Annotated in this window: 14 protein-coding genes and 3 pseudogenes; all 17 read right to left on the bottom strand. The window is 61.2% G+C overall.

Translation table 11 applies throughout. The annotated features are described in order from the left end of the window. Positions 1–15 precede the first annotated feature (15 nt). Complete coding sequence (locus tag CEC48_RS06830) at positions 16–819, bottom strand: transporter substrate-binding domain-containing protein (protein WP_088423041.1); 804 nt, start codon at positions 817–819, stop codon at positions 16–18. 220 nt (positions 820–1,039) lie between these two features. Then, positions 1,040–3,627 (bottom strand): annotated as a pseudogene (gene mdoH / locus CEC48_RS06825) (glucans biosynthesis glucosyltransferase MdoH). Next, positions 3,620–5,359: a glucan biosynthesis protein G gene (locus CEC48_RS06820; RefSeq protein WP_088423138.1), complete on the bottom strand. Its 1,740-nt coding sequence runs from the start codon at positions 5,357–5,359 to the stop codon at positions 3,620–3,622. Before CEC48_RS06820 ends, mdoH begins: the two are co-directional and overlap by 8 nt. A 267-nt stretch (positions 5,360–5,626) precedes the next feature. Beyond that, on the bottom strand, positions 5,627–6,064 hold the full coding sequence (gene dtd / locus CEC48_RS06815; protein WP_017478202.1) for a D-aminoacyl-tRNA deacylase: 438 nt from the start codon (positions 6,062–6,064) through the stop codon (positions 5,627–5,629). Then, positions 6,061–7,032, bottom strand: coding sequence for a prolyl aminopeptidase (gene pip, locus CEC48_RS06810; protein ID WP_088423039.1), 972 nt, complete (start codon positions 7,030–7,032; stop codon positions 6,061–6,063). The genes dtd and pip overlap by 4 nt, the downstream gene beginning before the upstream one ends. Positions 7,033–7,135: 103 nt before the next feature. After that, positions 7,136–8,071 (bottom strand): alpha/beta hydrolase, encoded by a 936-nt coding sequence (locus CEC48_RS06805; protein ID WP_088423038.1) that lies wholly within the window; start codon positions 8,069–8,071, stop codon positions 7,136–7,138. Positions 8,072–8,224: 153 nt separating this feature from the next. Then, positions 8,225–9,172 carry a choline ABC transporter substrate-binding protein gene (locus tag CEC48_RS06800; protein WP_088423037.1) on the bottom strand — a complete coding sequence of 316 codons (948 nt, stop codon included), beginning with the start codon at positions 9,170–9,172 and terminating at the stop codon, positions 8,225–8,227. 259 nt (positions 9,173–9,431) lie between these two features. Beyond that, positions 9,432–10,232 carry an N-formylglutamate deformylase gene (gene hutG, locus CEC48_RS06795; protein ID WP_088423036.1) on the bottom strand — a complete coding sequence of 267 codons (801 nt, stop codon included), beginning with the start codon at positions 10,230–10,232 and terminating at the stop codon, positions 9,432–9,434. Positions 10,233–10,243: 11 nt separating this feature from the next. Continuing rightward, the gene (hutI, locus tag CEC48_RS06790; protein ID WP_088423035.1) at positions 10,244–11,449 is read right to left on the bottom strand and encodes an imidazolonepropionase; all 1,206 of its coding nucleotides are present in this window, start codon (positions 11,447–11,449) and stop codon (positions 10,244–10,246) included. Positions 11,450–11,466: 17 nt separating this feature from the next. Next, positions 11,467–12,873 carry an amino acid permease gene (locus CEC48_RS06785; protein WP_088423034.1) on the bottom strand — a complete coding sequence of 469 codons (1,407 nt, stop codon included), beginning with the start codon at positions 12,871–12,873 and terminating at the stop codon, positions 11,467–11,469. 170 nt (positions 12,874–13,043) lie between these two features. Beyond that, complete coding sequence (hutH, locus tag CEC48_RS06780) at positions 13,044–14,582, bottom strand: histidine ammonia-lyase (protein WP_088423033.1); 1,539 nt, start codon at positions 14,580–14,582, stop codon at positions 13,044–13,046. Positions 14,583–14,696: 114 nt separating this feature from the next. Continuing rightward, positions 14,697–16,220 carry a histidine ammonia-lyase gene (gene hutH / locus CEC48_RS06775; protein ID WP_088423032.1) on the bottom strand — a complete coding sequence of 508 codons (1,524 nt, stop codon included), beginning with the start codon at positions 16,218–16,220 and terminating at the stop codon, positions 14,697–14,699. 146 nt (positions 16,221–16,366) lie between these two features. Beyond that, complete coding sequence (locus CEC48_RS06770; protein WP_088423031.1) at positions 16,367–17,191, bottom strand: glycine betaine/L-proline ABC transporter ATP-binding protein; 825 nt, start codon at positions 17,189–17,191, stop codon at positions 16,367–16,369. Continuing rightward, positions 17,188–18,039: a proline/glycine betaine ABC transporter permease gene (locus CEC48_RS06765; RefSeq protein ID WP_088423030.1), complete on the bottom strand. Its 852-nt coding sequence runs from the start codon at positions 18,037–18,039 to the stop codon at positions 17,188–17,190. Before CEC48_RS06765 ends, CEC48_RS06770 begins: the two co-directional genes overlap by 4 nt. A 71-nt stretch (positions 18,040–18,110) precedes the next feature. Further along, positions 18,111–18,253, bottom strand: a pseudogene (locus CEC48_RS32085) (histidine ABC transporter substrate-binding protein); the annotation flags it as partial. After that, positions 18,246–19,685 (bottom strand): cytosine permease, encoded by a 1,440-nt coding sequence (locus tag CEC48_RS06760; RefSeq protein ID WP_088423029.1) that lies wholly within the window; start codon positions 19,683–19,685, stop codon positions 18,246–18,248. The gene CEC48_RS06760 and the pseudogene CEC48_RS32085, both read right to left, overlap by 8 nt. 142 nt (positions 19,686–19,827) lie before the next feature. Next, a pseudogene (locus CEC48_RS06755) lies at positions 19,828–20,051 on the bottom strand (urocanate hydratase); the annotation flags it as partial.

The following is a 20,051-nucleotide window of genomic DNA, read 5'->3' as shown; positions in this document are numbered from 1 at the left end:
TGTAAGCAGTTATGACTACCAGTCCACGTCCGCCATCCAGTCCGTGTCCTTGAGCCACTTGTCATGCAACCGATCGTAGGTGCCGTCCTGGGCCACCTGGTTGAGGAAATGATTGATCCAGTTGAGGCTGTCGTAATCGCCCTTTTTCACGCCGAACGCCAAGGGCTCATAGGTGAAGGGTTGCTCCAGGGCCAGTAGCGCACGGTTCTGGGGTTTGGTGATGGCTATCAGGTTATACGGCGCATCGTGGATAAACGCGTCGGCCTTGCCCTCCACCACTTGGCGCACACCCTCTTCAGGCGTTGGAAAGCTGCGCAGCCGAGCGGCGCCGAGAAACCTTTTCGCCGCCGCCTCGCCCGTGGTGCCTTCGGCCGCCACGATCCGGTAACCGGCCTCGTTCAAGTCTTCGATGCTGTGGACCTTGTCGGCCAAGCGAGGACTCAGCAGCACGGTCTGGCCGACGATGATGAACGAGTCACTGAAGTTGAGGGTCAGGTTGCGCTCCTGCGTTACCGTCATGCCACTGCCGACCAGGTCGAACCGGTTGGCCAGCAGGCCCGGGATCAGGTCGGTATACGGCACCGAAACCAGCTCCAGCTTCACCCCCAGCGCCTTGCTCATCTCCCGCAGCAGATCGATTTCAAACCCAACGATACGGCCCTTCTTGTCGGTCATCTCGAAGGGCACGTAAGTCGGGTTGGTACCGACTCTCAGCACGCCGCGCCGAACGGCTTCATCTATGGCCCCGGCGTGCGCCAGGTAACCGTGGGAAAACGTGACGATGCCGAGCAGCAGCATCGATAAATACCTTTTGATCATGAAAAGCCCCTGTTCCGTTAAACACCCGCGCACCCGGCCACGCGTAAGTTCGCGTAAACCAGAGGCTTGGAGTCAGATTTTGGGGGCGATGCTAACCCACTCGCAGGCACGGCAATACGCCTCGGAGAAGGGTCTTTTGTTTCGAAATAACAAGGAGTTAGCGCGATGAAGCAGAAGGGAAAAACAGCGTAGGACGGTTGCCGCACACGCCCCCGAGGCGTTACCTCGGGGGCGTCGGAATCAGGCCGGTTGAGCCTGGGACGACAGCGGTTTCAGCGGCAGCAACGGCGCATGCGGATCGGCCTTGACCGATTCGCGCCAAGCGTTGAGCCACTCGGCGTGGCCTTCGCTCCAGACCTGCTCGTGCAAGCGCGCCAGGGCGACCGGGTCGCTGAGCAACGCCAGGCGCTCGCCGTTATTGAGGCCGGCCGGGCCGACTTTCAACGCATGGCGAACACGGTCGATACGCAGCCATTCAATCGGCTCCGCCTGCCCGTGACGGGAAGTTGCCAAGGCGCACGTCAGGGCGTTCTGCTGTGGATCGACCACTGCCCGCACAAAACCGTCATTCAGTGCATGCCAACGGTTTTCGTGGGTGTACTTGTCGGTCGACAACAGCGCCTGGGGCGGATTGTATTCCTCAGGGATCAAGAACAGGCTCTCGTCGCGAGACTTGAGGCCCAGCTTGACCCGGCTGGAAATCACGGACACCGGGATCGACAGCATCAGCGAACCCACGATCGGCACCAGCCACCAGAGGAAGCTTGGGTTCAACCACACCACCAACAATGCCCAGAAGAAACCAAGCAGAGTCTGCGGACCGTGGCGCTTGACCGCCTCGCTCCATGGCGTGGAGTCGTCGTCACGCTGTGGCGAGTTCCAGGTCGCGGCCCAGCCAAGGAACGCGGCGAGTACGAAACGGGTGTGGAAGATCATCCGCACCGGCGCCAGCAGCATGGAGAACAGCATCTCCAGCAGCATCGACAGCGTCACCTTGAACTTGCCGCCGAACTCTTTCGCGCCCTTGGCCCAGATCAGGATGATGCTCAGCAATTTAGGCAGGAACAGCAGCACGATGGTGGTGGAGAACAGCGCCACCGCCTTGTCCGGATGCCATTGTGGCCATAGCGGGTACAACTGGCGTGGCGCCATGAAGTACTGCGGCTCCATCAGCGTGTTGACCGCCAGCAAGGCCGTCGACAGCACCAGGAAGAAGAACCACAACGGCGCCGACAGGTACGACATCACGCCGGTCAGGAACACCGCACGGTGCACCGGGTGCATGCCTTTTACCAGGAACAGGCGGAAGTTCATCAGGTTGCCGTGGCACCAGCGACGGTCACGCTTGAGTTCGTCCAGCAGGTTCGGCGGCAGTTCTTCGTAGCTGCCCGGCAAGTCGTAGGCAATCCATACGCCCCAGCCGGCACGGCGCATCAGCGCCGCTTCAACGAAGTCGTGGGAGAGGATCGCGCCGGCAAACGCACCTTTACCCGGCAACGGCGCCAGGGCGCAGTGCTCGATAAACGGCTTCATGCGGATAATTGCGTTGTGGCCCCAGTAGTGGGATTCACCCAACTGCCAGAAGTGCAGGCCGGCGGTAAACAGCGGGCCGTACACACGGGTGGCGAACTGCTGCATACGCGCATACAGGGTGTCCATGCCCGACGCACGCGGCGCGGTCTGGATAATCCCGGCATCCGGCGTGGCTTCCATCAGGCGCACCAGGCTGGTCAGGCATTCGCCGCTCATCACGCTGTCGGCGTCGAGGACCACCATGTACTTGTAGTCACCGCCCCAGCGACGGCAGAAGTCGTCGAGGTTGCCGCTCTTGCGTTTGACGCGACGGCGACGGCGGCGATAGAAGATCTTGCCGAAGCCACCGGCTTCGCGGCACACGTCGAGCCAGGCTTGCTGCTCGGCGATGCAGATGTCGGCCTCGTTACTGTCGCTTAAGACGAAGAAGTCGAAGCGATCCAGGTCACCGGTGGCGGCGACCGATTCAAACGTCGCGCGCAGGCCGGCAAATACCCGGGGTACGTCTTCGTTGCAGATCGGCATTACCAGGGCGGTACGGGCGTCTTTTGGAATCGGCTCGTCACCGGCACTTTTACCGGAGATACGGTATTTATCGTGACCGGTCAGCAGTTCCAGGAAGCCCATCAGCGCGGTCCAGAAACCGGCCGAGACCCAGCAGAACAGAATCCCGAACAACACCAGGATGCTGGTTTGCAAAGCGTAAGGCAGTACTTGGGTAGCGGTTTGCAGCAGGGTCTGGTTGCGGATCTCGTCAAGGTCGACGAAGGACCAGCCCTGGTACGGCATGATGCCTTTCATGTACCAGCCGGCGACGATCGTCTGGCCGAGCATCAGCACCAGCAGGATATAGCGGCGAATCGAACCGACGGTGCGCCAGCGGGCAGCGGGCAGCACGCGCTCATCCTTCGGCGGTGCCGGAGGGTTGGTGCGACCGGTCATGCGACGCCAGCCACGCACCAGGATATTGGTGCGCCACGGCTCAGGTACGACCTTGGTCCGACGGATCGGCGGCGTGGCCTTGAGGCAAACCCGGCCGCTGGCGTCGAGCGCAAGCATTTCGGCGTCTTGCAGCTCTTCGGCGGTGTTGAGGGTGAGCCGGGCGCCCACCGACGCTTGGGCGTCGGCAGGTGCGTCGAACGTGGACGATGACAGGCGCTTGTGCAATTCACTGAAGGACTCGCAGCCCGCCAGTTCGGCGCGCTGCTCATCGGTCATCGGTAGATGCGCCAGGTACTCGGCAAGAGTCTCTGGCTGGACTTGAGAATTACTCATCGGCAGGCAACTGATAGCTCCAGGTTTCGGTCAGGACTTGCTCTGTCTTGGCCGGCTCCGGTGTGGCTGGGGCCGCAGCTTCTGGCTGCTTGGCATCCTTGTCTTTCGGGTCTTTCTTGGCGGCTTTCTCGTGCTGCTTGGCCAGGACCTTGTCAGCCTTGAGCACTTGGTTCGAAACCTTTTCCGGCTCCGGCGCAACAATGTCCTGAACCAGGGCGGCGCGCATTTCAGTCGGCTTGCCTGCGTCCTTGATCTTCATGCGCAAGGTCAGGCGCCAGCCTTGGGTGTGCGGGTTGTAGCGCACGCTGTTTTCAACGATTTCGGCGTTGTCGCCCACGCTGACCTGGCTGCGAACCGGTGCATCCGGTGCGAGTTTCTTCAGGGACGGGCCCTCGAAGTCCACCAGGTACGCCACGCTGCCGTCTGGCTGACGGATCAGGTTGGATTGCTTGACGTCGCCGGTGGAGCGCAGGGTCTGCTTGACCCAGGCGCTTTCTGGCGAATGGAACTCGGCGTCTTTCAGTGTCCAGTGCAGGCGGTAGGCAACATCCAGCGGCTTGCCTGGCTCCGGCAGTTTTTCCGGGCTCCAGAAGGCAACGATGTTGTCGTTGGTTTCATCGGCGGTCGGAATCTCTACCAGGTCGACGGAACCCTTGCCCCAGTCGCCTTCAGGCTCGATCCAGGCGCTTGGGCGCTTGTCGTAGTTGTCGTCGAGGTCTTCGTAGTGGCTGAAGTTGCGACCGCGTTGCAGCAGGCCGAAACCACGCGGGTTTTCCACGGTGAAGTTGCTGACCGACAGGTGTTTAGGGTTGTTCAGTGGGCGCCAGATCCACTCGCCGTTGCCAGCATGGATCGACAGGCCGCTGGAATCGTGCAGCTCGCGACGGTAGTTGAGGACCTTGGACGGCTGGTTAGCGCCGAACAGGAACATGCTGGTCAGCGGGGCGATGCCCAGCTTGGTGACCTTGTCACGCAGGTACATCTGGGATTTGACGTCGACAATGGTGTCGGTGCCAGGGCGCAGGATCAGGCGATAAGCGCCGGTTGCCCGTGGCGAGTCCAGCAGGGCGTAGATCACCAGTTGTTTCTCGCCCGGCTTTGGACGCTCGATCCAGAACTCGGTGAAACGCGGGAACTCTTCGCCGGACGGCAAGGCAGTGTCGATCGCCATGCCGCGGGCAGACAGGCCATAGACCTGATCTTTACCCACGACGCGGAAATAGCTGGCGCCGAGCATGGTCATGATTTCGTCTTGCTTGTCGCCCTTGTTGATCGGGTACAGCACACGGAAGCCGGCATAACCCAACTGTTCGGTGGACTTGGGATCAAACTTGACGTCACCGAAATCGAAGCGGGACGGGTCGTATTTGATTTCCTGGACGCTGTCGGCGGTGACTTCGTTGATTTTCACCGGTGTATCGAAATGCATACCCTGGTGATAGAAGGACAGCTTGAACGGGGTGTTTTGATCGGCCCACTCGGCTTTTTCGTTACGGAAACGAATTTTCTGGTAATCAGCGAATTTCATTTCGCGGAATTCGTTCGGCAGATTGCTGCGCGGAGCTTCGTATTTCTGCCCGGCCAGCTCTTTGGCCTTGGCCGACACATCATCCAGACTGAATGCCCACAGTTGACCCGCGCCGAACAGGCAAAACAGGGCAGAGCCCGTTACCAGTGCGTTTCGTAACCGTTTGGCAGACAATTTTGGTGCATTACAGGGACTAACAATCACGAGCAACCCTCGCCGAAAACAGATCAAAAAACCAACGGCCAGCTATCTATATGCCAGGTTGGCGAGCATTGTTCCGACTCCCATGGGGCTAAATGATTCCCCAATAGCTATCGGACAAGTCTCTACCTAAGTCAAAAATGGACCAATTAACGCTGATCCCCGTAGCGCGCGATTATCTAGTAGCCCGCGAGACAACGCATCAGGGTCAGCGAAGTATTTGTAGCGAAAACCCGGTTTTTTGGGCATTACAAGTCGTTTTCAGTACATTCACGTCTGTAACAGGAAGGTGACCGGCCCGTCATTGACCAAATGCACCTGCATATCCGCGCCAAAACGCCCTGCCGCTACCGTGCCATGCAATTGTTGCGCTTGTAACAACAGGTAGTCGAAAAGTGCCTCGCCCAACGCCGGCGGAGCGGCCGTGGAGAAGCTGGGACGCAAGCCGCTCTTGGTGTCTGCCGCCAGCGTGAACTGCGACACCAGCAGCAAACCGCCGCCAATGTCTTTCAAGGACAAGTTCATCTTGCCCTCGTCATCGCTGAACACCCGATAGTTAAGCAGCTTATGCAGCAGTTTGTCGGCGCAGGCCTGGGTATCTGAAGGCTCGACGGCCACCAGCACCAGCAAACCCTGGTCTATCGCACCCACCACCTGCCCTTCTACCTCGACCCGGGCGCCGCGCACCCGTTGCAAAAGCCCCTTCATGCTTCTTCAGGCGGCAAATCAAGCAGGCGCCGTGCCATCTCACTCGCCGCACGCACCAGCGCATCGGTGATTCCGGGTTCGGAAGCCGCATGACCGGCCTCGCGGATGATCTGAAGTTCACTGTTGGGCCACGCCTGATGCAGCTCCCAGGCGTTATCCAGCGGGCAGATCATATCGTAGCGGCCATGCACGATTACGCCAGGCAGATGGGCGATCTTGTGCATGTCGCGAATCAGCTGGTTGGGCTCAAGGAACGAATTGTTGGTGAAGTAATGGCATTCGATACGGGCAATGGACAGGGCGCGCTGGGGTTCGGAGAAACGCTCGATCAATTGCGGGTTCGGGCAAAGGCCCAACATGCGGCCTTCCCATGTAGACCAGGCCTTGGCGGCGTGCATCTGGGCGATCTGGTCGTTGCCGGTCAGGCGTTTGTGATAGGCGCTGAGCAGGTCGTGGCGCTCCTCCGCAGGGATGGGCGCGAGGTAGTCCTGCCAGTAATCCGGGAACAGGCGGCTGGCGCCGGCCTGGTAGAACCATTGAATGTCCTGGGGGCGGGCCAGGAAAATGCCGCGCACGATCAGGCCATGCACACGCTCCGGGTGGGTTTGCGCGTAGGCCAGGGCCAGGGTAGAACCCCAGGAACCGCCGAACAGCACCCATTTTTCGATGCCCAGGTGCTCGCGAATCCGCTCAAGGTCGGCCACCAGGTCCCAGGTGGTGTTGTTTTCCAGGCTGGCCCTTGGGGTGGAGCGCCCGCAGCCACGCTGATCAAAAGTAACAATTCGGTACAGATTCGGATCGAAATAGCAGCGGCTGTTGGCGTCACACCCGGCGCCAGGGCCGCCGTGGATGAATACGACGGGCAAGCCTTCCGGGGAACCGCTTTCGTCGACATACAGTACGTGGGTTTCGTCGACGGCCAGATCGTGCCGGGCGTAGGGTTTGATCTGCGGGTACAAAGTCTGCATTGCGCGCTCCGTAAGGGGTCGAGTTCATCCCTGGGGGGACGTCTTTTATTTTGCCGTCAGGCATCATAAACCCGAATTGTGCAATGAGCATGCCCTGGTGGACTTAGACCTGTGTCAGCAGAACACCACGCAGGTAATCCAGCAGGTAAGCGTACAGCCGGTCGACCTCCGCCACCTGCCCCCGGCCCCGCAGGCAGCCGTGGATCAGGCCTTTGCCGGGATACAGCGTGGCCGCTACCCCGGCCGTTTGCAGGCGTTCGGCGTAGAGCATACCGTCGTCGCGCAACGGATCGAACTGGGCGACAGCGATCAAAGCCTGCGGCAACCCGCGCAAATCCGCGGCCAGCAATGGCATCGCGTACGGCGACGGTTTGCCCGGGCCACGCAGGTAGAGCGCCAGGTAGCACTCGGTGTCGGCAGCGCTGAGCAGCGGCGCGTCCACGCAGTCGCGGCGCGACGGCAGGTCGGCGGGGCCGCCCAGGCCGGGATAAATCAGGATTTGCGCCAAGGGCAGCGGTTGATGGTCATCCCGCAGGCCCAGGCACAAGGCAGCCGCCAGGTTACCGCCGGCGCTGTCACCGGCGACCACCAACCGTTGAAGGTTGATGGGGCAAGGCGCTTCACCCGCCTGGATCGCCCGCCAGACCGCACGACAATCATCGAAAGCGGCCGGGAACGGGTGTTCGGGTGCCAGGCGGTAATCGACGGCAATAACCAGCACCTGCAGCGAGTCGGCCAACTCAGCGCAGATAAAGTCGTGGGAATCCAGGCCGCCCACCACCCAGCCGCCACCGTGCATATAAAGGATGCATGGCCACCCGCCATCAGGGGTGGCCGTCGCCGGTTGATAAATGCGTACGCCCACGCCACCCAGGGGAACATCTGACACCTGCAACCCTTCGGGCCGCGCCGGGGTGAACGCCTGGCACATGCGGTCATAACCCCGGCGCAATCCAGCCAGCGACGTGTCGTCGCTGGTGAAGGACTCGGTATTTTCGACGAAGGCGCACATTTGCAGCGAAATCGGGTAATGGGACATGGGAAGTTTGTCCTGAAATATAAATTTAACAGCCGCCACGAACCCAATGTGGGAGCGGGCTTGCTCGCGAATGCGGTGTGTCAGCCAGCCTATCTGGTACTGATCCACCGCATTCGCGCGCAAGCCCGCTCCCACATTTTGATCTTCATTCGATCAGGGTTTGAGGCTGGCCTGCACCGCTGCCACGCCATCCTTGCCATCCAGCGTCGTCACACCCACCAACCAGCGCTGCAAGTCCTCGGGGTTATCCCGCAGCCATTGCCTGGCCACATCCTGCGGGGTCTTGCGGTCCATGATCGGCACCATCAACTGGCTTTCCTGGGCGGCGGTGTAGGTCAGGTTTTCCAGCAGGCGCGTCACGTTGGGGCAGCGCTCGGCGTAATCCGGCGCCGTCACCGTGGAGACCGTGGCCATGCCTTCGTTGGCACCGAACACATCTTCGCTGCCAGTCAGATAAGCCATTTTCATGTTGATGTTCATCGGGTGCGGGGTCCAGCCGACAAACACCACGAACTCCTTACGATTCACCGCGCGCTGCACCGCTGCCAGCATGCCCGCTTCGCCGGACGCCACCAGCTTGAAGCCGCCTAGGCCAAAGCGGTTGCTGTCGATCATTTTCTGAATATCGGTGTTGGCGCCGCTGCCCGGCTCGATGCCATAGATCTTGCCGCCCAGCTTGTCCTTGAAGCGGGCAATGTCGGCAAAGGTTTTCAGGCCGGCATCGGCAACGTACTGTGGCACCGCCAGGGTGGCCTGGGCGTCGGACAGGCTTGGTTTGTCGAATACCTTGACTTGATTGGCTGCGAGGAACGGCGCGATGTTGTTGTCCATCGCCGGTTTCCAGTAGCCGAGGAAGATATCCAGGCGCTTGTCGCGGATGCCGGCAAAGATGATTTGCTGCACGGCGCTGGTTTGCTTGCTGTCATAGCCCAGGCCATTGAGCAGCACGTCGGCCATGCCACTGGTGGCGATTACGTCGGTCCAGCTGACCACGCCCATGCGCACGGCCTTGCACGAGGCCGGGTCAGCAGCCATCGCGTTGGCGCTCAGCAGTGCGGCGCCGGTGAGAATCAACAGACAACGGTTGAACAGTCTTTTCATCGATGCGTTCTCACTCGGCAGTTTTTATTGTGGGGATGGCGTCTGACGCGCCGTGCCCAACACCTTACCCAGCGAGACCTCGACAAAAGCGACCTGTGGCGACAGGGATTTGCACACAGACGACTTGAGGGATGTGTTGCTGTTGAGGGCCTCTTCGCGAGCAAGCCCGCTCCCACATTCGACCGTATTTCTTCAGGAGGAACACGGTCGAATGTGGGAGCGGGCTTGCTCGCGAAGGCTATTTCAGCAGCCCCACCGATCACCGGTAGTGCTTTTGCCCCCACGCCAGGAACCCTTCCAGCAATTCCTTCAACACCACCCGCGTCGGTTCGGCCAAATCGGCGCGATAACGGAACGGCTCAAACTCCTCCATATACGTGCACTGCCCCAACTCCAGCTGCACCGCGTGGATGTTCTCGGCCGGGTTGCCGTAATGCCGGGTGATATGCCCGCCCTTGAAGCGCCCGTTGAGCACATGGCTGTACTGCGGGTGAGCGGCGCAGATGGCTTCCAGTTGGCTGGCCAGTTGCGGGTCGCAGGCGGCGCCATTGAAGGTGCCGAGGTTGAAGTCTGGCAGCTTGCCTTCGAACAGGTGCGGGATCACCGAGCGGATCGAGTGCGCATCAAACAACAACGCATAGCCGAACTCGGCCTTGAGCCGGGCCAGCTCGTTTTGCAGGGTGCGGTGATACGGCGTCCAAATTTGCTCCAGGTACGTGGTGCGCTCGGCCTTGGACGGCTCCAGGCCTTCACGGAACAGCGGCACACCGTCGAACAGCGTCGCCGGGTACAGGCCGGTGGTAGCGCCGACGTACAGCGGCTTGTCGTCTGAAGGCCGGTTCAGGTCGATGACAAAACGCGAATACTCGGCCGCCAGGGTGCTGGCGCCCAGTTCTTCGGCGAAGTCATACAGCGTGGGAATGTGCCAGTCGGTGTCCGGCAGGCTTTGCGCCTCGGGGATCAAGCCGGCTTGCACCGCCGGCGTCAGGCGCAGGCCCGCGTGGGGCATGCTGATCAGCAGCGGTACGCCGCCTTGTTTGAAGTTCAGAACCTTATCCACAACGCTACTCCTTACACAGTGACATCGGCGCCGTGGCGCACGACGCGTTTATCCAGCTCGCCGCCCAGCCAGTAGGCCAGGTCGGCAGGGCGATCAATCTGCCAGGCGACAAAATCAGCGACCTTGCCCACTTCCAGCGAGCCGTGGCTGTCGCCCAGGCCCAAGGCGGTGGCCGCGTGTTGCGTGGCGCCGGCCAGGGCTTCTTCCGGCGTCATGCGGAACAGGGTGCAGGCCATGTTCAGCATCAAGCGCACCGACAACGCCGGCGAGGTGCCGGGGTTGAGGTCGCTGGCGATAGCGATCTTCACACCGTGCTTGCGCAGGGCGTCCATCGGCGGCAACTGGGTTTCCCGCAGGAAGTAGAACGCGCCCGGCAGCAGCACCGCGACGGTGCCGGAGGCAGCCATGGCGATCGCGTCTTCTTCGGTCATGAACTCCAGATGGTCCGCCGACAGCGCCTGATAACGCGCCGCCAGGCTGGAGCCATGCAAGGACGACAATTGTTCGGCGTGCAGCTTTACCGGCAAGCCAAGCTTTTGTGCGGCGACGAAGACACGCTCCACCTGTTCCGGCGAGAACGCCAGGTACTCACAGAAGGCGTCGACCGCATCCACCAGACCTTCCGCCGCCAGTGCCGGGAGCATTTCAACGCAGATGTGGTCGATGTAGGCGTCGGCACGGTCCACGTACTCTGGCGGCAACGCGTGTGCTGCCAGGCAGGTACTGCGCACACTCACCGGCAGCTCGGCACCGAGGCGACGGATCACCCGCAAAATCTTGCGCTCGCTGGCCAGGTCCAGGCCGTAGCCGGACTTGATCTCGACGGTGGTCACACCGTCGCGCAGCAAACTGCGCAAACGCTTGTGGCCGCTGGCAAACAGTTCATCTTCGGTCGCCGCGCGGGTGGCACGCACGGTGCTGGCAATACCGCCACCGGCCGCTGCGATCTCGGCGTAGCTCACGCCTTGCAGCCGCTGCTCGAACTCACCACTGCGGTTGCCACCGAACACCGTATGGGTGTGGCAGTCGATCAACCCGGGCGTGACCCACGCACCTTGCAGGTCATGGGTGGTCGCGTAGTCGGCCTTCGGCAGTTCGGCACGCGGGCCGATCCACTCGATGAGCGTGCCCGAGGTCACGATGGCGGCATCCTCGATGATCGAGTAGTTGCCCTGGGCCATGGTTGCGACGTGGCAGTGTTGCCAAAGCGTTTTCATTCAACACCTGCGTTAGGTTATCGGTGAGACAAAGCCGGCTCGTAATGGACCTTGGCCGTTTGCCCGGCGGCGGGCTTGACCCACAGCAGGTAGGCAACGATCAGCAAGACGATCCACACGGCACCGACCATTAGGGCAGCCTGGGTGTCCGGGAAGTAACCCAGCACGCCGAAAATAAACAGCATGAACACGATGGCGGCTGCTGGCGCATAGGGCCAGAACGGCACCGGGAATTTCAGCTCGGCAATCTGTTCCTTGGTCATCGAGCGACGCATCGCTACCTGGGTGACCAGGATCATCAGCCACACCCACACCGTGGCGAACGTCGCGATCGAGGCGATCACCAGAAACACGTTTTCCGGGATCAGGTAGTTGAGCACCACGCCGCCCAGCAACGCGGCGCCCATCACCAGCACGGTCATCCATGGCACGCCCTGTTTCGACAACTGTGCAAAACCCTTGGGCGCCTGCCCTTGCTGGGCCAGGCCGTACATCATGCGGCCGGCGCCGAAGATGTCGCTGTTGATGGCCGAGACGGCAGCCGAGATCACCACGATATTGAGGATGGTCGCCGCCGAGCCTATCCCTAAGTTGCTGAATATCTGCACGAACGGGCTGCCCTGGCTGCCGATCTGCGGCCATGGGTAGATCGCCATCAGCACAAATAACGTCAGCACGTAGAACAGCAGGATGCGCAGCGGTACGGCGTTGATCGCCTTGGGGATCACGCGTTGCGGGTCCTTGGCTTCGCCGGCGGTGATACCGATGATTTCGATACCGCCAAACGCGAACATCACCACGGCGAAAGAAGCGATCAAGCCACCCACGCCGTTAGGCATGAAGCCGCCGTGGGCCCACAGGTTACTGAGGCCGGTGGCCGGTGCTTCGCCCGCCGAGTGAATGCCGAACAGCATGATGCCGAAGCCGCCGAGGATCATCGCGACGATGGCGCCGACCTTGAGCAATGACAGCCAGAACTCCATTTCGCCAAAGACTTTGACGTTGCACAGGTTCAGGCCGCCGATCAGGAACACGATGCCGAGCACCCAGACCCAGCGCGCGACTTCGGGAAACCAGAAGCCCATGTAAATGCCGAAGGCAGTCACGTCGGCGAGGCAGACGATGATCATTTCAAAGGCGTAGGTCCAGCCCAGGATAAAGCCGGCCATCGGGCCCAGGTAGGTGCTGGCGTACTGGCCGAAGGAGCCGGACACCGGGTTGTGCACGGCCATCTCGCCGAGGGCGCGCATCACCATGAACACGGCGGCGCCGCCGATCAGGTAGGCCAGGAGCACGGCGGGGCCGGCCATCTGGATGGCGGAGGCAGAGCCGTAGAACAGCCCGGTACCGATCGCGGAACCGAGTGCCATGAAGCGAATATGTCGGGCGGAGAGCCCGCGTTTTAAACCTTTTTCCGAGTGCATTTCTCGTCCTTAATTATTTTTATCCTGAGAAAATTCGAAGCGGTGTGGACAAGCTTTTTGTGGCGAGGGAGCTTGCTCCCGCTCGGGTGCGCAGCGCCCGCAAGTTTTTGGGGCCGCTACGCAGCCCAGCGGGAGCAAGCTCCCTCGCCACAAAGAGGGGTTCGATGTCCTTAGAGGCTCGGCAACAACTTCGCCGGCACCAGCTCATTCAGGCAGCGCGTGGTCAACAACTCGCTCGCTGCATTGATGTCTGGCGCAAAGAACCGGTCCTTCTCATAAAACGCCACTTTGCTGCGCAAGATCCCACGAGCCTTTTCCAGCGCAGGCGAGGTTTTCAACCCATTGCGCAGGTCCAGGCCCTGGCACGCGGCCAACCATTCCACCGCCAATACACCGCGGGTGTTCTCGGCCATCTCCCACAGGCGTTTGCCCGCAGCCGGCGCCATCGACACGTGGTCTTCCTGGTTCGCCGAGGTCGGCAGGCTGTCGACGCTATGGGGATGGGCCAGCGCCTTGTTCTCGCTGGCCAATGCCGCCGCTGTCACCTGGGCGATCATGAAGCCGGAGTTCACACCGCCGTTGCCCACCAGGAATGGCGGCAGTTGCGACATGTGCTTGTCCATCATCAACGAGATACGGCGCTCGCTCAGCGAGCCGATTTCCGCGATGGCCAACGCCATGTTGTCCGCAGCCATGGCCACCGGTTCAGCGTGGAAGTTACCGCCGGAAATCACGTCACCTTCAGCCGCAAACACCAACGGGTTATCCGACACGGCGTTGGCTTCCACCACCAGCACTTCGGCCGCCTGGCGGAACTGGGTCAGGCAGGCGCCCATGACTTGCGGCTGGCAGCGCAGGGAGTACGGGTCCTGAACCTTGTCGCAGTTCTCGTGGGACAGCGACACTTCACTGCTTTCACCCAGCAGGGCGCGATAAGCAGCCGCAGAGTCGATCTGGCCACGCTGGCCACGGGCAGCATGAATACGCGCGTCGAACGGCGAGCGCGAACCCAGCACGGCTTCCACCGTCAAGGCGCCACACGCCAGGGCACCGGCGAACAAATCTTCGCCTTCGAACAGGCCACGCAGCGCGTAAGCGGTGGAGACCTGAGTGCCGTTAAGCAGCGCCAGGCCTTCTTTGGCCGCCAGGGTCAGCGGCGTCAGGCCGGCGACTTTCAGTGCTTCGGTGGCTTCCAGCCATTCGCCTTTAAAGCGGGCCTTGCCTTCGCCCAGCAGCACCAGCGACATGTGGGCCAATGGCGCCAGGTCACCGGAGGCACCCACCGAACCTTTCAGCGGAATGTGCGGGTACACCTCGGCGTTGATCAGGGCGATCAGCGCGTCGATGACCTGCCGGCGAATACCGGAAAAACCACGGCTCAGGCTGTTGACCTTGAGCACCATGACCAGCCGCACCAGCGCATCGCTGATGGGCTCACCGACGCCTGCGGCATGGGACAGCACCAGGGAACGCTGGAGGTTTTCCAGGTCTTCACTGGCGATGCGGGTCGAGGCCAGCAGGCCGAAACCGGTGTTGATGCCGTAGGCGGTGCGGTTCTCGGCGAGAATCTGCTCCACGCAGGCGACACTGGCTTCGATCTGGGCCGAGGCGCTTTCATCCAGACTGAGGGTTACCGGCTGCTGGTAGATGGCCCGCAGTTGGGCAAGGCTCAGTTGGCCTGGAATCAGGTTTAGCGCAGTCACATTCATGCTCCTTTTGAGAGTGTTGTTAACTACCAGTCGCTCCGGATGTTTCCGTTATCCGCCGCTGTGCTCGTTTAGAGGATCAGTCGGCTTGGCACGCTGGTTATTGTTGGGAAAAGGTCAGTGCAAATTCGGTAACGTGTGTTGCAGTAAATCGGCGTCCTTGAGCAACGCGGCGGTGGCCGCGATGTCTGGCGCCAGCCAGCGGTCCTGGTCGTAGGCCGGGACGTGTTCGCGCAGCAAGCGCCAGGCGGTGTTGGTACCGGCGCCGAAGCGTTGCTCCTGCAGAAACTCAAACGCCTGGGCCGCCAGCAGGTACTCGATGGCGAGAATATGGGTGACGTTTTCCAGCACCGAATACAGCTTCAGCGCGGCGTTGGTGCCCATGCTCAGATGGTCTTCCTGCAAGCCCGAGGTGACGAAGTTGTCGAGCACTGCCGGTTGCGCCAACTGGCGGTTTTGCCCGCACAGCGAGGCGGCGACGTACTGCACGATCATCATCCCGGAGTTGACGCCAGGGTTACTCACCAGGAACGCCGGCAAGCCGCTGACGTGCGGGTTGATCAGGCGGTCCAGACGGCGCTCGGCGATGGAGCCGATTTCGGCCATGGCAATCGCCAGCATGTCTGCCGCCAGGGCCACGGACTGCCCGTGCGGGTTGGCCTGGGACACCACGCGGTAGTTGTCCGGAGTGCCGAGCACCAGCGGATTATCGGTGGCGCCGTTGAGCTCGGTTTCTATCTGGCGGGTGGCGTGTTCCAGTTGGTCACGGGCCGCGCCGTGCACCTGAGGAATCGAACGGATGCTCAGAGCGTCCTGGGTGCGAATACCTTTGCTGCTGGCGATCACTTCACTGCCATCGAGCAACGCGCGCAGGTTGATGCCCACTTGCTGCATGCCCGGGTGCGGCTTGAGCGCAATGATTTCTTCATCGAAGGCGTCGATCTGGCCGCGCTGGCCTTCGAAGCTCATGGCACCGATCACATCGGCCCATTGCAGCAGGCGGTGCGCGTCGGCCAGGGCCAGGCTGCTGAGGCCGGTCATGCACGGCGTGCCGTTGACCAGGCACAGCCCGTCCTTGGCGCCGAGCACCACCGGCTGCAAACCCTCTTCAGCCAGCGCCTGGTGTGCGGGAACGATACGGCCCTGGTAGCTGACGTTGCCGACGCCAAGCAAGGCGACGCCAATATGCGCCATGTGGGTCAGGTAACCCACGGAACCCTGGGACGGCACTTGCGGTGTGATGCCATGGTTGAGCAGCCCCAGCAGCGAATGCACCACCTGCGGGTGCAGGCCGGATTTGCCGTGGCTGTAGTTGATGACCGCCGCGCAAATGATCGCGCGGGTTTGCTCCACACTCAGTGGCGCGCCGACGCCGCAGGCGTGGCTGAGCAAGGTGTTGCGCGACAGCCGGCTCAGCTGTTCGTCCTTGAGCGACACGTTGCACAAGGCGCCCAGACCGGTGTTGATGCCGTAGGCGCGTTCGCCGCTGGTGACGATGCGCTGGACGATGGCTTGGGCATTGTCGATGCGAGCCCAGGCCTGGCCCGAGAGTTCGAGGATCGCACCGTGGCGGGCCACGGCGACCACGTCCTGCCAACGCATCGGGGCGTCGGCGATGATGATTTTTTCAGCCTGGGACATCGTTGACCTCTTCATGAAAATCGTAATTGTTGTGCAGCTTTGCCGGCCTCTTCGCGAGCAAGCCCGCTCCCACAGGGGGAACGCATTCCAAATGTGGGAGCGGGCTTGCTCGCGAAGAGGCCGGCCAACTCACCACAACTATCGGATCAAACCACCGCCACCCGCCGCTGAACAAACCGGTTCACATACTCATCTGCCGGCGAATGCAAAATCTCGCGAGGCGTGCCAACCTGGATCAGTTTGCCGTCCTTGAGAATCGCAATGCGGTTACCGATGCGCACCGCCTCATCGAGGTCGTGAGTAATGAACACGATGGTCTTGTGCAGGGTCTTTTGCAGCTCCAGCAACTGGTCTTGCATCTCGGCACGGATCAACGGGTCGAGGGCGCTGAACGCCTCGTCCATCAGGATGATGTCAGTGTCGGCCGCCAGTGCCCGGGCCAGGCCTACACGCTGACGCATGCCGCCGGAGAGCTGGTGCGGGTATTTGTTTTCGTAGCCCTTGAGGCCCACGGTTTCGATCCAGTGCAGCGCACGCTCGGCGCACACTTGCTTGGTTTCGCCGCGCACTTTCAAGCCGTAGGCGACGTTGTCCAGCACACTCTTGTGAGGCAGCAGGCCAAAGCTCTGGAACACCATGCTGATCTTGTGCCGACGGAATTGGCGCAAGGCTTCCATGTCCAGTTGCAGGATGTCTTCACCGTCCACCAGGATCGCACCGCTGGTGGGGTCGATCAGCCGGTTGAAGTGGCGCACGAGGGTCGACTTGCCGGAACCCGACAGGCCCATGATCACGAAGATTTCACCGGTGTCGACGCTCAGGGACAGGTCATTCACGCCCACCACGCAACCGGTCTCGGCCAACACCTCGTCCTTGGTCTTGCCCTGGCCAATCAGCGCCAGCGCATCCTTGGAGCGGTTGCCGAAAATCTTGAATACGTTTTTGACTTCAATTTTGCTGACAGTAGTCATTTGCTCGCCTCATGCCGTGGACGACCATAGGCTTGCGTAATGCGGTCGATGACCACGGCAAGAATCACGATCGCCAGACCGGCTTCAAGGCCGCGTCCAACGTTGAGGGTCTGGATGCCCACCAGTACATCTTCACCCAGGCCACGGGCGCCGATCATCGAGGCGATTACCACCATCGACAGGGCCATCATGGTGGTCTGGTTGATCCCGGCCATGATGCTCGGCAGGGCCAGCGGCAGTTGCACACCGAACAGTTGTTGCCAGCGGTTGGCACCGAACGCGTTGATCGCTTCCATGACTTCACCGTCAACCTGGCGAATGCCCAGGTCGGTCAGGCGAATCAGCGGCGGCGCGGCGTAGATCACCGTGGCGAAAATCGCCGGGACCTTGCCCAGGCCAAACAACATCAACACCGGGATCAGGTACACGAAGCTGGGCATGGTTTGCATGATGTCCAGCAGCGGCATCAGCACCGAGCGCAGGCGATTGCTGCGGGCCGCCAGAATCCCCAGGGGAATGCCGATCAGCACCGAGATCACCGTGGCCACCATCATCAGCGCCAGGGTTTGCATCAGCTTGTCCCACAGCCCGACCGCGCCCACCAGAAACAGCAGGCCGACGATCACAACGGTGGTGAACCACTTGCGGGTGGCATGCCAGGCGATACCGCCAACAATCAGCAGCATCAACCACCAGGGGGCTGCGCGCAGCAAACCTTCCAGGTTAACGATGGCCCACAGCAACGTATCGGAGATGTGCCGGAACACATCGCCGTAGTTGGTCACCAGCGCATCGACCCAATTGTTGACCCAGTCGGCGATGGAAAACGTAAAACGCTCAGGAAACATAGTGTGCTCTCGATCCAGTGGGTTGTGGCCGGGCGCCCGGTTGCCTGTGAGGGCCACCGGAAACGCTCAACCTACAAGGCCGCGTCGATTTTCTTGGCTGCGTTGTCGCTCACCCATGCGTGCCAAAGATCAGGATGTTCCTTGAGGAAAGTTTTCGCCAGTTTTGCTGTTTCAATTCGCTGTTTGTCATGCGTACCGGGTTCTGGTTAAACAGGTAGAGCAGCGCCGCCCTGCACGTCTGGCAGGACGAGGCGCTCGGGAATCGGGCTGTGCCATTTTTTCGCGGCCCAGTAGTACAACGCCGCCGGCACCACCAGCCCGATGATCCACGAGATATCGGTGTCGCCAAGGCTGGCCACCAGCGGGCCGGTGTAGAAATGCGTCGAGATAAACGGCATCTGGATCAGCACGCCGAACACGTAGATGCTGATGCCCATCAGGTTCCAGCGGCCGTAGCGACCGTTGGGGTTGGACAGTGCCGGGATGTCGTAGCGCTCTTTGGTGATGCAGTAGAAGTCCACCAGGTTGATCGCACTCCACGGCGTGAAAAACGCCAGCAGAAACAGGATGAACGCGGAGAAATCCTTGAGGAACGAGTCCTTGCCCAATAGCGCCAAGCCAGCGGCAATCGACACCATGATGAAGATGTACAGCAGGCGCACCACGCTCGAGATATGCCGGCTGCCACGGAAGCCACTGATGATCGTCGCGATCGACATAAAGCTGCCGTAGGCGTTGAGCGTGGTCACGGTGACCTTGCCGAAGGCAACGCTGAAATACAGCAGCGCCGCGACGATCCCGGTGCCACCCAGGCCGACGATAAACGACACTTCGTGGTGAGCGAACTGCGAGCCGGCCAGGGCCGCCGCAAACACACCAAACACCATCGAAGCCTGCGCGCCGATCACTGAACCGAGGCCCACGGCCCAGAAGGTTTTCGAGGCCGACGTGCTGCGCGGCAAGTAGCGTGAGTAGTCCGCCACATACGGGCCAAACGCAATCTGCCAGGACGCCGACAGGGAAATCGCCAACAGGAAACTGCTGAGGGAGAAATGCTTGTTGCCCAGCAACGCACCGATGTCGTTACCGGAGAGCAACTTGTAGAACAGGTAGACGAAGGCAATCACGCCCAGCACGCTGGCGATGCGACCGATCCCGTGAATCACCCGGTAGCCGAAGATCGTAAACACCATGATCAGCCCGGCGAACAGCACGATGCCGACCCAGTCTTCAACGTGGAGCAACTGCGCCACCGCCTGCCCCGCCAGCAACGAACCGCTGGCGGAAAAGCCGATGTACATCAGGCACACCAGCACCAGCGGGATCACCGCGCCATACACGCCAAACTGCACGCGGCTGGAGATCATTTGCGGCAAGCCCAGTTGCGGGCCCTGGGCTGCGTGCAGCGCCATGACGCCGCCGCCCAGCAGTTGACCGATCAACAGACCGATCAACGACCAGAACACATCACCGCCCAGCACCACAGCCAAGGCCCCGGTGACAATCGCGGTGATTTGCAGGTTGGCACCCAACCACAGGGTGAACTGACTTAATAGACGGCCGTGTCTTTCCGCTTCTGGGATGTAGTCGATCGAACGCCTTTCGATCAACGGGGTGGTGCGTGCACGAGCGTCATTTACAGCCATTTATGTTCAACCTCTGATGGATTGTTTTTGGGTGAAACGCAGATCAAATGTGGGAGCGGGCTTGCTCGCGAAAACGATGGGTCAGCTAACGACTTCGGTGACTGATACACCGCATTCGCGAGCAAGCCCGCTCCCACATTAGTTATTTGATCATCGGGAGATTGAGGCCCTGCTCTTTGGCGCAATCAATCGCGATCTGGTAGCCCGCATCGGCATGACGCATCACGCCGGTGGCCGGGTCGTTGTGCAGTACGCGGGCGATACGCTCAGCCGCTTCGTCGGTGCCGTCGCAGACAATCACCATGCCCGAGTGCTGGGAGAAGCCCATGCCCACGCCGCCGCCGTGGTGCAACGAAACCCAGGTCG

The organism is Pseudomonas sp. K2I15 (genome assembly GCF_002204795.1).
Lineage (GTDB): Bacteria > Pseudomonadota > Gammaproteobacteria > Pseudomonadales > Pseudomonadaceae > Aquipseudomonas.
This window is presented reverse-complemented; position numbering and strand designations above follow the sequence as displayed.